This is a genomic window from Stieleria sedimenti (genome assembly GCF_025060895.1).
Taxonomy (GTDB): domain Bacteria; phylum Planctomycetota; class Planctomycetia; order Pirellulales; family Pirellulaceae; genus Stieleria; species Stieleria sedimenti.
Window position 1 is genome coordinate 13,400 of the sequence record NZ_JANZKV010000034.1, and the last position, 14,657, is coordinate 28,056.

A 14,657-nucleotide genomic window follows, 5' to 3' on the forward strand; every position below is an offset into this window, starting at 1 on the left:
ACGTGGCCGTGATTGGCCATCAACCCAAGGCAGATTGCGACAACGCAAGGCAGCGGCAATCATGGGCAGCAAGTTCGCGGAAAAACGCCGACTTTTCAGCACTGGATCTTCCTCTTGTTTGCCGGATACTCCCACGCTCATGAAACCCACAACGTCTGCCGGCGATGCGCCCAACCTGTCCTTTTCCATTGCCCGCAAATCGGTTGCCTTGACGATTGCCGGATCCGATCCCAGCGGCGGCGCGGGGCTTCAAGCGGACTTGAAAGCGTTTCAGCAGAACGGTGTCTACGGGATGAGCGTGGTGACGTTGTTGACGGTTCAGAACACCGTCGGAGTCAAACGTGTCGAGGTTTTGCCCGTCGATTTGGTGTCGGAACAACTCCAGTGCGTCTTGGAAGACATCCCTCCGCTGGCGATCAAAACGGGCGCGCTGGGAAGTCCAGCAATCGTCCGCGCGATCGCGAAACGCTTGGAAACGTATCCAGGCGACTTGATCGTCGACCCGGTCTTGATCAGCAAGCACGGCGATCTGTTGGGCGACAGCAGCATGACGGATGCGTACCGCGAGCACCTGTTTCCGATCGCCACCCTGATCACGCCGAACCGCTATGAAGTCGAAGCCATCCTGGGGCGGAAACTCACCGATCTGGATTCCTTTTGCCAGGCCGCCCATGACCTGCATCAGTTGGGGCCAAAGTATGTGTTGATCAAAGCCGGGGTGATCGACGGGGATCGGCAACACATCCTTGCCGACGATGAACACGTGACTTGCATCGGCGTGGCAGATGTGCCGGGAAACCATGGTCACGGTGCCGGCTGCAGTTTGTCGGCGACCATCGCGGCACTGTTGACGTTAAGCAGTCCCAAGCATCCACATGCCCTTCGGATGAGTTCCGCGGTGCAAGGTGCGATTTCCGCCGTTCACACCTCGCTTGAGCTATCGCCGCCGCTAGGCCAAGGCTGTCGCCCTGTCGAGCATCGTGTTTTGCACGCGGGAAAGGATGCCGGAACAACCAATTGAGACGCCAAGGTGAGATAGGCTTCCAGCCTGTCGGTGCCGCAATGAAAGGCGGGAAGCCTATCCCACATCGATTCCACGCGACACCGTCGTCGCACCCACTGGCGGCGCGGCTTTCGCGCCGCCGCCGACTTTGACATATCCGGAGATGGCGACGATGATCGCCGCCAGCAGTACCAGAATCTTGATCCAGGTGGCTTTCTTGTCGCGGATCGGTTGCAGTTTGGCACTTCGCCCGACGAGGGCCGCGGCGATGAAAAAGACGGCCAGTGCGAGCAACATCTTCGTGCCCACCAGGGCGTGGTAGAGTCCGTCGCCCTGGTGCGCTGGAATCGCGCGATAGTAGTTGTACAGTCCGCTGACGAGAAACAGCAGCACCCCGACGTGGACAAACCGTTTCCACCGCGACGTGATGGCCGCGGCCAATTGGCGGTGCGGTTCGTCGCCCAGCTCTTTGGCCGATGGCATCAACACGAACGCCGTGAACACGCTTCCGCCGACCAGAGTGATCGCCGTACCGACGTGAACGATGCGTGAGAGGATGTCGAGAATTTCCATGGGATCGCTTTGGACGGGTGGAGTGTCTGCGGAGCGCTACGGTAACCGCACCAAAGGAAACACTTTAACGACGCATAGGGCATGGCGGAAGGCGATGGCGCAGGCGTCCTACCGGTGAAGTGAAATCGACGAGCCACCCATCGACCCTCCCTGGCAGGCGACGCTGTGAAGCAATTGTTCGCGGAAAGGCGCGAGCGGCCTGTCGTTTTTGTGAGCCGCGACGCGTAAGCGGCCGGGCACAGCGACCTTGCCCGAGACCTCACGGCCAGCGGCTCACCATTGACTCAGCAGAACCCGACTAAACCGACAGCCCGCGAGCCCAATATCGCTAAATTGAGAATCACAGGAAATAGATGCTCCCCAGCGTTTCCTGGTCGGAAGAGTGACTCGGGTTGATGCCATTGCGAACTCATTTCGCGGGAAAGAACTTCTCCAGTGTCCTCGCGTCGGGTTTGGGCGTCGCGAGGGACACGATCACGGTGGCGAGCGTCGATGCAAGGAAGATCGTCGCGACCGGCATCGTGTGGATCGTGCTGCCGGCTAGCGTGAAATCAACCGACCAGTTTTCGATCGCACCGAACTGGGAGGCCGAAAACAGCCAGAACCACACCGAGGCCGCGGTCAACACGCCGGCGTAGGCGCCCCACTTGGTCAACCCGCGCCAGTAAATGGACAAAAACGCCAGCGGGAACAAGCTGCTGAATCCGCTGAAGCACCAAATCCCCAGTTGGAACACACGTGTCTGGGCGATCGTGGTCAGGCTGAGCAGGAAGGTTGCCAAGACGACCGCGATGATGAACCCGCGCGAGATCAGGATGATCTGACGATCGCTGAATCGGTCTTCGCGACTGTAGTGGACCACAATGTCTTTGGTGAACATCGTTCCGATACACAGGAATTGGCTGTCCAGGCTGGACATGATCGCGGCCAAGATGCCGGCCAACAGGAACCCGCCCAGGACATCGCCCGAAAGCGATTTGACCATGAATCCGAGCACCTTGTTGGGATCGCTGGCGATCGGAGGTGGGATGTCGATCAAGCCCGTCGTCGCCCAGACGCCGATCAACACGCACGGAATCCAGACGATCAAGATGAACACGGGGTGTGCGACCACGGACAGCTTGAATGCGTTAGCGTCCCTGGCGGTCAACCAGTGCTGAAACAGGTGCGGAAACATGCCGACCGAAAACGGGATCAACATGTACGTCAAGAACAGCCACGGATCCATCCGCTCCCGCGTGCGAAATTTTTCGGGCGCTTCGACAGTGGCGAGTTGGTCCGAAAGGGTAACCTCGGCCCGCACCCGCCGCGCCTTGGGGATTTCTTGGGAGACGATGTGCAGTGAATCCATCAGCCCCGACGGCGGCTCGGTACGCACGACGCGCTGGCCATCGCGGATCTCATGGGCACGTCCGCTTTCAACCGATTTGGCGGCTAGGCCCGTCGCGATCAAATAGAACGCGACGACGCCCAGGACCATGAAGACAATCGTTTGGAACGTGTTGGCCCAGGCGGTGCCCCGCATTCCGCCGAAGAAAACGTAGACCAAGACGACGCTGCAGATCACCAATTCGGTCAACCAGGGCGGAATACTGCCCGATTCAGTCAGCATCAGAAAATCGCCTCGCGTCGCACCTTCGATCGCCTTGCCGGCCGAGATGATTCCGACCAACAGATAGGGGACGACCAGTCCGACGAGAATCGGGAACAGCAGCAAGCCGATTTTGTCGCTGCCGAGTCGATCGCGAAAAAACGCGATTTGTGTCGTGTAGCCGTATTTCTTTCCCCATGACCAAAGCTTGATGCCCAGCACAAAGAAGCAGAGCGAGTGAATGATGCCCGAGGAGGAAGCGAGCATCGCGTAGACGCCCACCCCTTCGGCAAACGCTTCACCGGTCGATCCGACCAACGCGAACCCGGTCATTGTCGTGCCGAACAGTGACATCAACAACAGAAACGGGCCGATCGAATGGCTGGCCAGCAGGTAGTCTTTTGACGTCCCGCGAAACAGCCGCGAGGAAAACAGTCCCAAGCCGACGAGCGCCGCCAAATACACGCCGATGATTAAAACTTTAATGACTCCAGGGCTCATGACACGGCCTCCGGATGGTCGGTTTCGGATGCGGTTTCCGTGACGCCTTCCAAATCGCCCGGCCAAGCAAACTTAGTCGCCAGAAACCAGACGATGCTCGCCGCGACGGAGATGCCGGCGTGGTACGCCAACGTGACCGGCAAGAATCCGAATACCAACTGGTCGTTGTCCCAGTTCCAGAGATCCTGGTGCAAGACGACCAGAAGGACAACAAGTCCCCAAACAAGATATTTCATGAAGTGTGATTTGGAAGGTAAAAGGGTTCTTTGACTCTCCTTTTCCGGGGAGAGCCGAATTTCAGTTTCGTCAAGCACGGTGGCAGTGCAACCTGTTAACGGTCGTCACGCTCACTTTCGACCGGCGGGGTTGCCGCGACGGTGACGTTGTCGATCAAGATCTCCGCGTTGGTGGCGTTGCCGAACAATCCGGGACTGCCTTGCGTGTTTGGGGCGGGATCGGTTGCGGTCAGGGTCCATGCTTCAGGTTCTGCCGTTCCCCGCGGCCAAACCTTGCCGTGCAAAACGACCTGTCCCTCTTCGCTGGTGGCTTGGAACTTGATCGAATACCAGGTGTCGGCTTTCCAAGCGAACGAAACACTTCGCGCCATCCGGTTCTGCGCCGGCCAGGTGCGAATTTGCAGTTGCTGGTTGGTGCCCATCAAATCCAGCGTGTAGCGCTGCGCGATCAGGCCGATGTCGGGCAACTTGGACGCCGCCGCCGCTTTGACGTCCGCAGTCACTGTGTAGTCGTGCATGTCGGTCGGTCCCATCCACGACTGGCTGCGTGTGCCTTTGGGAATGGTGGTGATTTTGACCAACGCCGGATCCCCATCGACTTTGCGCGGTTCGTGGCGATAGCGGGCGCCGATCCAAGTCACCGGAACGGCGTTATCGCTGAAGTCGAATTGCCAGGGCAACGGAGGGACGACACGTAATCGGGATGTCGCGAGTTGGTCGCCGATGCGTGCGGTCACGACGGCGGCGGTGTGGCCAGTCAGGTCGGTGGACGCGAGGAAATTCTGGTCGGCATCGACTCTTCCATCGCCGGACACTTCAAACGTCGCATTTGCCGGGGTTTCCAAACGCTGGCCCACCGCGTTGTACGCAACCAACCGCAAGGGCAGCGCCGCACCCGGGACTGCGATGGCTTCGGCGGGGATCAATTGCAGGTGGCTGATCGTGGTGTCGGTGATGGCCGGTCGAGGCTGGGCGTTGAGCCTCGAAGCGGTCACGTTTCCGCCGGATCCGGTGTCGTCAGCGTCCTCGCCGGCCAAACAGTACAGGCCTTCGGTGGTGGGCAGGTACAGCCGTCCTTTGGAGACGGCCAACGAACCGCCGACTTCATGACCGCGTGGTAGGCGTGACTTGAAAATCGATTCGATCCCGTCTTCGGTCGGCTTGAGAATATGGAAGTAGCCGGTTGCGGTGCAGGCATAGATCTTTCCGTCGGCGTAGATCAGACTACCGCGCATCGAAGTGCCGAGTTTCAGTCCGTCGCCGATCTCGTTGCCGGTTTCCGCGTCGAGCACGTGCAAGTGTGAGGAATCTTCGACCACGTAAAGCCGACCGTCAACCAACAAGGGCGAACTCTTGCCGACCGTCAACTCGGGCGTTCGCCAGACTTCGGCCGACGCCGTCTGCAGGCTTGCACGTGTGGCATCGATCCGGACCACGGCGCCCATTGCGGTGCCGGTCGGGTTTTCTTCACCGTGGGCGGTGTAAACTTGGCCGTTGTCGTCGACGACGGCCGACGTGTTGATACCGCGTCGTGAAATCGGCTGACTCCAGAGGACTTTGCCGGTTCGCGGTTGCATGCCATACAGGAATCCGTCGCCCGCGCCGGCAATCATCACATCTTGTCCATTGATGTTCGTGAAGACGGGCGTGCTGTAGGTGGTGTCTTCGGGCAGCGGTCGGGTGCTGGTGATCCAAGCCAGCACGCCCGTCGATTTGTCAAAGGCAAGGAAACGGTGCGCGGGTCTGGCGGTTTCGTCCCAGCCGGTCGTGACCCCACTGATGATCACCAGGTCCTCGAACACCACCGGAGTGTTGGTGCGGCCGCCGTAGGTGCTGAGCATTCCGAATTCTTCGCTCAGCGACCGGGACCAAAGCGTCTGACCGGTTTGTCCGTTCATGGATTGCAGCAGGCAACAGGCACCGAGCGCGTAGACGTTGCCGGTGCTCGGATCACAAGCCACGTTGGACCAACCGATTCGCTCGGCGGGCACGTCCGACAGGAACACATTGTAAACGTTTTCCCAAAGTTGCTCACCCGTGTTCGCATCCAGGCAGATGACCTTTTCGGCGTCGTGAGGGGTGCCCGGTTGATCACGAACGATGGTGTAGAGTCGTTCGTTGAAGATGACGGGGGTGGAGATTCCACCGGCTTGCGGGTTCTTCCACCGAATGTTGCTTCCCGAACCGCCGGACCAATTCACGTCGTCGACCTGTCGCGCTGACTGTGCGATTCCGTTTTGATTCGGGCCACGCCACTGTGTCCAGTTGGCCGAGTCGTTCGCCGCGGCATCAGGCAAGAAGAAAGAAAGACAAAGGCAGCAGCTGAGAACGGTCGGATAACGTTTGAGTGGCATGGAGGTGCTTGGAGGCGGGCTTGGGAACACGCGTAAGAGACAAACGCCGGAGAAGTCGCGATGCAGGGCTGCACGCCGAGAACACCACCCGCGGTCGGTTTGTAGGGACGGTGCCGGTGGAATGCACGAATCGTGCCAAGTCAGAGCCGGATTTGAATTCGCCCACCGATGGCAGGGCGTCCCCACGGATAGAAAGCAGCCTGGGGATCGTCCGTGCAATCGAATTTATCGAAGGAAGCCATTTGCCAGACGGTCCGCAGCTGACTCGCATGACCTCTACCGACGGACATTGCTCTACCATGGGCGTTCAACGGAGCGGCATCACAACGAAACGCACGACCGGTGACGTTTCGAACTGGAAAAAAATTTTCCGGCGATGGCAGTTTCTTTGCCGGATGGGGATGTTGTTGGGGCGTCGCGACGGTTTGTCGCGACGGTTCCATCCGCCCAGGCAGACTGGATGATGGTGAAACCATTGCGGTGTCGGCCGGCAGAGATCAGAATCGGCCACGTCGCCGCTGCTGCGATCCAGATTGGTACGCGATGTGCCGTGCAACTGGCGATGATCATTACGACCCCATTGGATGGAGCGGATGAGTTCTGTTGTCTTGCCACTGTCGCTCCATGAAACATGCGCTGCACCTCGAAATACAACCCCAGCCCAGCGATTCAAGTTGTGGCCCGACGTGCCTTGCTGCCGTCTACGCCTACTGGAACGATCCCGCCGAGATTGGCCAGCTGATCGATGAAACGGGCGGCGGCAACGGGTCGGGGACGTTGGCGGTTCAACTGGGTTGCCACGCGCTTCAGCGAGGCTACGACACAGAGATCACGACGTACAATCTGCATCTGTTTGATCCGTCTTGGTTTGACCCGACCAGTGGCAGCGCCGACGCCGATCGATTGTCCCACAAGCTGCGCCAGCAGCTGGAGGCCAAACGCAGTCGCAAGGACATCGATGTGAAGCGTTTCGACGTCGCGACGGGATACTACTTGCAGTATCTCCGGCTGGGCGGGCGTGTGCGGATGCAGCGTCTGGACGATCATTTGATCACGAAAACGTTGACCGCCGGCGTCCCGATTCTGTGTGGCTTGAGTGCAACTTACCTGTATCAGGAATCACGGGAGCGACCCCAACCGCCGGATGAAGACGGACGCAGCGGTGTCGCCGACGACATCGCCGGAGATCCGGTCGGGCATTTTGTGGTGCTGCATGGATACGATCGCGTTTCGGGCAATGTCTTGATTGCCGACCCGTTGCATCCCAATCCGTTCGCACCGACGAACAACTACTTGGCGCCGTTGTCGCAAGTCACGTCGGCCATCTTGTTGGGCATCGTCACGTACGATGCCAACTTATTGACTTTGGAACCCTCTGCGTCATCAGAAAGGAATTTGGATTGAACATCGTGCTCGTCGCCGAAACCGCCGATGATTGGCTCGGGCGGTTTGAGGGCGTTCAAACCATTGACCCGGGCGAATTTCTCTCCAGCCCCAACGGAAGCACTCCACGTGGGGCCAGGGTTTACAACCTTTGTCGGTCGTACGCCTACCAAAGCCTCGGTTACTACGTGTCACTGCTGGCTGAGGCGCGTGGGCAACGTGCGGTGCCGGACGTCGTCACGATCCAGGACTTGCGGGGGGCCGCCGCGATTCGACTGATTCCGCAACATCTGGAGGAGCTGATTCAAAAGTCGTTGCACTCGTTGACGACCGACAGCTTTGTGCTGAGCGTGTATTTTGGCGAAAATGTTGCCAAAAAACACAGCCGGCTGGCCAAGGAGTTGTACGCGCTGTTTCAAGCTCCCCTGTTGCGATTCAAGTTCACCCGAGGCAGCAAGTGGCGGTTGCGTGGCGCTTCGGCGATCGCATTGAACGATGTGCCCAAGCACCACCGTCAATTCGTTGCCGATGCGGCACAACGGCACTTCACCCGCCGCAGCACGGTTCGCACAAAGCGTCAGGTGACGCGATACGACATGGCGATCTTGCATGACCCGAAGGAAGGCGAATTGGCGCCCTCGGACGAAGCCGCACTGAAAAAGATGGTCAAGGCCGCCGCGAAGGAAGGCATTGCGGCGGAGTTGATCACCCGCGAAGACACCGGACGGTTGCTGGAGTTTGACGCATTGTTCATTCGCGAAACGACCGCGGTGAACCATCACACGTACCGCACGGCGAGACGCGCCCAAGCGGCGGGGATGGTCGTGATCGACGACCCACTGTCGATCTTGCGCTGTTCCAACAAGGTCTATCTGGCCGAATTGCTCAATCGAGCCAAAGTGCCGACGCCGCGAACGATCGTGGCCCATCGCGGCAACGCCGATGAAGTCGCCGGGCAACTCAGTTTTCCGTGTGTGTTGAAACGTCCCGACAGCGCGTTTTCGCAAGGCGTCGTCAAAGCCGAAAACATCGACGACCTGAGACGCCGGCTGGACGAATTCTTTTCCGATTCGGAGCTGCTGATCGCCCAAGAGTACATGCGCACCGACTTCGATTGGCGGATCGGAATCCTCGATCAACGCGCCGTATTCGCCTGCAAGTACCACATGGCGCGGGGGCACTGGCAGATCGCCAATCACGGTTCGAAGGGCAGCAAACCGAAATTCGGCAAATGTGAAACATTGCCCGTCGAAACCGCACCGCGAAAGGCCGTTTCGGTCGCGTTGAAAGCCGCCAACTTGATCGGAAACGGACTCTACGGCGTCGACGTCAAAGAATCCGATGGTCAGTTTTATGTCATCGAAGTCAACGACAATCCCAACCTCGATTCCGGAATCGAAGACGCCGTGCTCCGCGACGATCTTTATCGTCGGATCATGGAGTCGTTCACTCGGCGCATCGAAGTCCAAAAGCAATTAGCCAACTCGAGATAATCATGTCAGACCGTTTGAAGTTGTTCGATGCGTATGGCATTGAACTGGAATACATGTTGGTCGACCGCGACACGCTCGGCGTGCGACCGGTCGCCGATGTGTTGTTGGCGTCACTGGCCGGCGGTGAATTGACGTCGGAATATGAATCCGGTCCGATCACCTGGTCGAACGAGTTGGCCTTGCACGTCATCGAGCTCAAGACGACCGAACCGGCGACGAAGATTCGCCCGCTTCCGTCACGGTTCGAAAAGGCGATCCGCGATCTCGGCCCTGCCTTGGACGCGCTCAACGTTCGATTGATGCCGACGGGCATGCATCCCTGGATGGACCCCGTTGCCGAGACCGCGTTGTGGCCGCATCAGTATCACGAAATCTACCACGCCTATGACAAGATCTTTGATTGTCACAGTCACGGCTGGGCGAACGTGCAAAGCGTCCACCTGAATCTGCCGTTTGCCGATGACCAGGAATTCGGCCGGCTGCATGCCGCCGTGCGGTTGGTGCTGCCGCTGCTGCCGGCGCTGACCGCCAGTTCACCGGTGGTGGGTGGCAACTATTCGGGGCAACTCGATTCGCGAATGAGATATTATGCCGAACATTGCAGCAAGGTGCCCTCGTTGGTCGGCGATGTGATTCCCGAACCGATCTATGACCAGGCCACGTACCAGGCGGAAATCATGGATCGACTGTTCGCCGACATTCGTCATCATGATGCCGACGGAGCGTTGCACGGCGAGTTTCTCAATGCGCGGGGGGCGATCGCCCGATTTGACCGTGGATCGATCGAGTTGCGGGTGATGGACGTGCAAGAGTATCCCGGTGCCGACGTGGCGATCTGCGCCGCGGTCATCGCATTGGTGAAAGAACTCGTCGCGGAATCCTGGACGTCACTGGACCAGCAAAAGACTGTCTCGACCTCATTGCTTCGTGGCATTCTCAACGACGTGAGCGAACGGGCAGAAAACGCAAAAATCGATTCGCCCGACTATTTGAAGCTGTTCGGTTATCCCCGATCCAGTTGTCGCGCCGGCGACTTGTGGGCGTTCCTGCTTGAACGGATGAAGCGAAACGATGAAGTGCTCGACAGTCTGTTCGCACCGCTGCAGGTGATCACCGACCAGGGGACGCTGGCGACGCGAATCTGTGCGGCGCTGGGCAAGAAATTCACCTTGGACGACTTGAAAGACGTCTATGACGAAGTCGCCGATTCGTTGGATCACTGGGAACCCTTCCAGCCGTGAGACGCGGAAGCGTGCCGCAGGGACGACGACGCCGGCGTCGTTCTGCAGCAAACCGACTGATCGACAACGAGCGTCAATGAATTCGATGCCCCCTGAAAACATCAATCACAGATACGTCGTGACGTGCGAACATGGTGGCAACCAGGTTCCGGGCGAGTTTGCCGATGCGTTCAGCCGCGGCGATGCGAAGGCTTGGCTGGCCAGTCATCGGGGGCATGACCCGGGCTCCCTGTCGGCGGCCATGCAGCTGGCCGAACACTTCAACGTCGATCTAATTTCATCGACCACCACACGGTTGTTGGTCGATTTGAACCGATCGCTCGATCACGAGATGCTGTTTTCCAAATTCACTCGCGACCTTGCTGACGATCGGAAACGTTTGATTTTGGATCAGTACTATCACCCCTACCGCAAGACGGTGAGAAACGTGATCGATTCGATCATCGAACGGGGGCAGACGGTAATCCACTTTTCCGTCCACACCTTTACGCCCCGGATCGCGGGCGTGTGGCGGCCGATTGATCTCGGGTTGTTGTTTGACCCCGAGGCCGGCGGCGAAGCGGAGTATTGTCGGCGATGGCGACAGCGGTTGGTGGAGCGTTCTCCGAAACGGCGGGTGCTGATGAACCAGCCGTATGCCGGAACCGCCGACGGGCTGACGACGACGCTACGCCAGCGTTACGATTCGCGGCGATACTTTGGCATCGAAATCGAAATCAACCATCGGTTCTTCAAACGATCACCGGAACACCAGCGGAGAGTCGTCGAGGAACTGATCGCCGCGGGTTGGGATGAGGCGCCGATCGCCGGTCGCTGACCGGGCTGTCGATTTAGTCGATGTTCCGATATCAAGGCGATGATGCCAGGTGCGACGCGCCAGCGAGGGGCGCCGCGTGGCCCCTTGCTAACGCGTGCGGGCTTAAANNAGCGGTATTGGGCTTAAATCAACAGCCCGCAACGCGTCCCGCTGGGATGGATGGCTGATGATGCGTGGTTACTGCCAGGTTGCGAAGGCGTCGTCGAGCAACTGCAGGGGGGAAGCGTCCGATGAGGTCTCTTCGCCGTCTTGTCCACTCGATTCGGATGACGTGGTTGCCGAACCGGTGTCCGACGAACGGACCGCTTCGGCACTCCATCGGATGCCTTCCGTTTGGGCATTCGAACTGGTCAGCAACGCCGACGCATCAAGGGCATCTTCCGGATCGGCAACGGATTTAGCACCCGTCCGCAGCACGTCCGATGGCGCGGCCGGCGCGGGGCTGGCTGCCAACAAGACGGGACTTTCGGGACCGTTCCAATCACCGGCCAATGGAATCCATCCCGCGTTTCCACCGGGGCCGAATCCGAAGTACTGGTCGGAGACGCCGGGGGTGAGCGTGTCCTTCAGATGGAACAGCGAGATGTCGGGCTGATACAGCCCGATCGTGTCGGTCGCGTCACCGTTCCAATCACCGGCCAACGGTGTCCAACCTGCGTTTCCTCCGGGACCAAACCCGAAATACTGATCCGATGCGCCGGGGGTGAAAGAGTTCTTGAGGTGGAACAGCGACACATCGGGTTGATACAGCCCGATGGTGTCGACGCCGTCGCCGTCCCAGTCACCAACCACCGGGATCCAGCCCGCATTGCCTCCGGGACCAAAGACAAAGTACTGATCCGATGCGCCGGGGGTGAAGGAATCTTTGAGGTGGAACAGCGAAATGTCGGGTTGATACAGACCAATCGTGTCGGTGCCATCCCCGTTCCAATCACCGGCCAACGGAATCCAGCCAGCGTTTCCGCCGGGGCCAAAGTTGAAGTAGTGATCCGAGGGGCCGGGCGCGAATGAATCTTTCAAGTGGAACAGCGAGATATCGGGTTGATACAGCCCGACGGTGTCGACGCCGTCGCCGTTCCAGTCACCGACCACCGGGATCCAGCCCGCATTGCCGCCGGGGCCAAACCCGAAGTACTGGTCCGAGGGTCCGGGCGTGAAGGATTCCTTGAGATGGAACAGGGAGATATCGCCTTGGTACAGTCCGATCGTATCGAGCTTGAATTCATTGGTCGTTTCCGTGCGGATGCCGGCGTCGACGTTGAGCAGCGTTTGACCGCCGCTAAAATCAAGTACGGCGGTGGCCCCGGTCGCCGGATCGACATCGCTATCAATGGTGGCGTCGGAGCCGACTTGCAGCAACGTGAATTCTTGGCCGCTGGGCACGTTGTCGAATCGAACCTGGAAATTGCCGGAGGGCAAGTTGTAGAACGAATAAAAGCCGTTGCGATCGACTTGCATCGAATCGATGGCGACGGAATCTTGCAACAACACGGCGGTGATATTCTCGACGGGCTGATCGCCTGACTCGCGCAGACCGTCTCCGTCGGCATCTACGAAGACGCGTCCGGAAACACTTCTCAAGCTCGGGTCTGGAAACTCGGTTCCGGAAGGAATCACGTCGGTTTGCGAAATTGCGGCTTGGGCGGATTCGGAAAAGGGGACCCCGAAGACGGTGCCGGTGATTGAAATTCCGAGTGTGCCGGACAAGCCGCTTGTGGGGAAATCGATGTCCGAATCCAGCGTCGCGGTGAACACACCGTTTTGGATCGGTTGGCCGGCGACGGTTCCGGTCACGGTGCCGGGAAAGTGATCGGGGCCGACGCTGTCGACCTGCAACGTATCGGGACTGACGCCGGCGACGATCGCCAACGGAGGCGTCGAGTTGGTCGTCTGGAAGGAGGCGACGACGTTGAATCCATCCACCTGTCCGCTCACTTGACCGGAGCTTGTCACTTCGACGTTCGTCAGACTGATGTCTTCGGGGCCGTCGAGTGCGGGATCGAGAACCACCGCGTCGAATCTCAACACGGCGTTGCCGGAGATCTGAAGTCCACCTTCATTGCTGTCAACGCTGAAGGTCGTGTCGACGGGGATCAGCCCGGCAGCCAACAGTGTGCGGGCCTCTAAACGCTCAAATCGATTGCGACGACGCATGGGGAAACCTCGTTGTTCTGCATTGAGATCAAAATCCCCGATCGGCAGGCATGCCAACGAGATGGCAGACGAGACGATCGGACAACCACTGAAATCGCATCCAAACCAGTCGCCTTATGCCCCATCAGAAACAGAGTGGCGCGAGTGCATGGTTATACTCATGCCACGCACTCGATGCGAGCGACCGGAAAAAAAACGGCCATTTTGTTCGACGACGGTTCTGCCACCAAATCTGCTGATGGCCTGCCGCTGAACGCATCGGATTTTATGCTGGTCCCGACGCGGCCGGGCTCACGAACGACTCCGGCGGCGAGGGCTTGATGTCCCGGCAGCGTCATCCGCTCAGCTGAGTTCGTCGTATTGCCGGATGTCTTCTCGAAGGCCTTTGGAAAAGTGCCCAAACTCGCTGCTGTTGACCAGCAACTGGGCGCCGAGGTCGCGCCGCTTTTGCATTTCGTCGAGTCCCATCGTCGGACCGCCAAACGCGACGCCGTGCTTTTTGCAGGCTGCGGCGACCGCATCCCAGGCTTCGTCGATCGTCATTTCGCCGGATTGACGCAACCGCAATCCCAGGTCACCCGGACCGACAAAGATCATCTCGACGCCCTCGACCGCCGCGATCGAGTCGACATTGTGAACACCCTCGGGCGTTTCGATTTGAACGCAAAGAAAGGTTTCGCGGTTGGCCCACTGGGCGTAGTGATCGGGGTCGTGAACATGAAAGTCGGCGTCCAGTCCGGCGTTGTCGATCCCGCGGTCGCCCAGCGGCGGGAACTTGACCGCGTCGACCAACATCCTGGCCTTTTCGGCCGTCGAAACGTGTGGGATCAGCAAGCCCGACGCACCGTCTTCCAAGTATCGATAGAGACCCGTTTTTTCCAGCGTCGGCGGCCGCAGCATGACGTCGATGTCGTACAAGTGCGAAAACGCCAGCAGCGCTTGGGTCTCATGGATCGACAGCGCACGGTGTTCCAGATCCAGCCAAAGGCAATCGTAACCGGCCCGCGCGGCATGACAGACATAGGCAGGGATATAGTGCCCCAGCACGCAGGTTCGGATGGCTTCTCCATTGCGGATGCGTGCCAGTGTCTTGCTTTTTCTCATCAGGGTGGGTTACCAAGCAGGAAGGATCAAACCGAAAGCCGAGCAAATCCCGGCGTGCATAGTGTCGTCTTGCCACGGGGCAGTCAACAATGGGGCTGTCGGGGCTCTACTGACCCTAGCGGAATCTTTGTCTGTCGTCGTTCATCGCAAGACGCTGATGCACCCTCCCGCGGGACGTCGATTCTTTTGCTGCAGGATTTGGCAACC

General features: G+C 59.1%; 11 protein-coding genes. 5 read left to right on the top strand and 6 right to left on the bottom strand.

The genetic code is table 11. The features are described from left to right. Positions 1–139 precede the first annotated feature (139 nt). Positions 140–1,021 carry a bifunctional hydroxymethylpyrimidine kinase/phosphomethylpyrimidine kinase gene (gene thiD, locus NZK35_RS04655; protein ID WP_259631431.1) on the top strand — a complete coding sequence of 294 codons (882 nt, stop codon included), beginning with the start codon at positions 140–142 and terminating at the stop codon, positions 1,019–1,021. A 57-nt stretch (positions 1,022–1,078) separates the two neighbouring features. Here the strand turns inward: thiD and NZK35_RS04660 are convergent, their stop codons facing one another. The 4 genes from NZK35_RS04660 to NZK35_RS04675 form a co-directional block, all read right to left on the bottom strand. Then, the gene (locus NZK35_RS04660) at positions 1,079–1,576 is read right to left on the bottom strand and encodes a hypothetical protein (protein ID WP_259631432.1); all 498 of its coding nucleotides are present in this window, start codon (positions 1,574–1,576) and stop codon (positions 1,079–1,081) included. Positions 1,577–1,985: 409 nt separating this feature from the next. Beyond that, positions 1,986–3,668, bottom strand: a complete 1,683-nt coding sequence (locus NZK35_RS04665; protein ID WP_259631433.1) for a sodium:solute symporter family protein — start codon at positions 3,666–3,668, stop codon at positions 1,986–1,988. After that, entirely contained in the window at positions 3,665–3,904 is a 240-nt protein-coding gene (locus NZK35_RS04670; RefSeq protein ID WP_259631434.1) for a DUF3311 domain-containing protein, read from the bottom strand. Before NZK35_RS04670 ends, NZK35_RS04665 begins: the two co-directional genes overlap by 4 nt. Positions 3,905–3,999: 95 nt before the next feature. Beyond that, positions 4,000–6,258: a PQQ-like beta-propeller repeat protein gene (locus tag NZK35_RS04675; protein ID WP_259631435.1), complete on the bottom strand. Its 2,259-nt coding sequence runs from the start codon at positions 6,256–6,258 to the stop codon at positions 4,000–4,002. Between the two features lie 624 nt (positions 6,259–6,882). Here NZK35_RS04675 and NZK35_RS04680 point away from each other — a divergent pair. The 4 genes from NZK35_RS04680 to NZK35_RS04695 all read left to right on the top strand — a co-directional run bounded on the left by NZK35_RS04680 (position 6,883) and on the right by NZK35_RS04695 (position 11,192). Then, positions 6,883–7,662, top strand: coding sequence for a C39 family peptidase (locus tag NZK35_RS04680; protein ID WP_259631436.1), 780 nt, complete (start codon positions 6,883–6,885; stop codon positions 7,660–7,662). A 5-nt stretch (positions 7,663–7,667) separates the two neighbouring features. After that, positions 7,668–9,134 (top strand): RimK family protein, encoded by a 1,467-nt coding sequence (locus tag NZK35_RS04685; protein WP_259631507.1) that lies wholly within the window; start codon positions 7,668–7,670, stop codon positions 9,132–9,134. A gap of 2 nt (positions 9,135–9,136) precedes the next feature. Further along, positions 9,137–10,375, top strand: coding sequence for a carboxylate-amine ligase (locus NZK35_RS04690; protein WP_259631437.1), 1,239 nt, complete (start codon positions 9,137–9,139; stop codon positions 10,373–10,375). Positions 10,376–10,451: 76 nt separating this feature from the next. Further along, the gene (locus NZK35_RS04695; protein ID WP_259631438.1) at positions 10,452–11,192 is read left to right on the top strand and encodes an N-formylglutamate amidohydrolase; all 741 of its coding nucleotides are present in this window, start codon (positions 10,452–10,454) and stop codon (positions 11,190–11,192) included. A 177-nt stretch (positions 11,193–11,369) separates the two neighbouring features. Here the strand turns inward: NZK35_RS04695 and NZK35_RS04700 are convergent, their stop codons facing one another. Continuing rightward, positions 11,370–13,346: an SdrD B-like domain-containing protein gene (locus NZK35_RS04700; protein ID WP_259631439.1), complete on the bottom strand. Its 1,977-nt coding sequence runs from the start codon at positions 13,344–13,346 to the stop codon at positions 11,370–11,372. A gap of 342 nt (positions 13,347–13,688) precedes the next feature. Then, on the bottom strand, positions 13,689–14,450 hold the full coding sequence (locus NZK35_RS04705; protein ID WP_259631440.1) for an HpcH/HpaI aldolase family protein: 762 nt from the start codon (positions 14,448–14,450) through the stop codon (positions 13,689–13,691). Positions 14,451–14,657 lie beyond the last annotated feature (207 nt).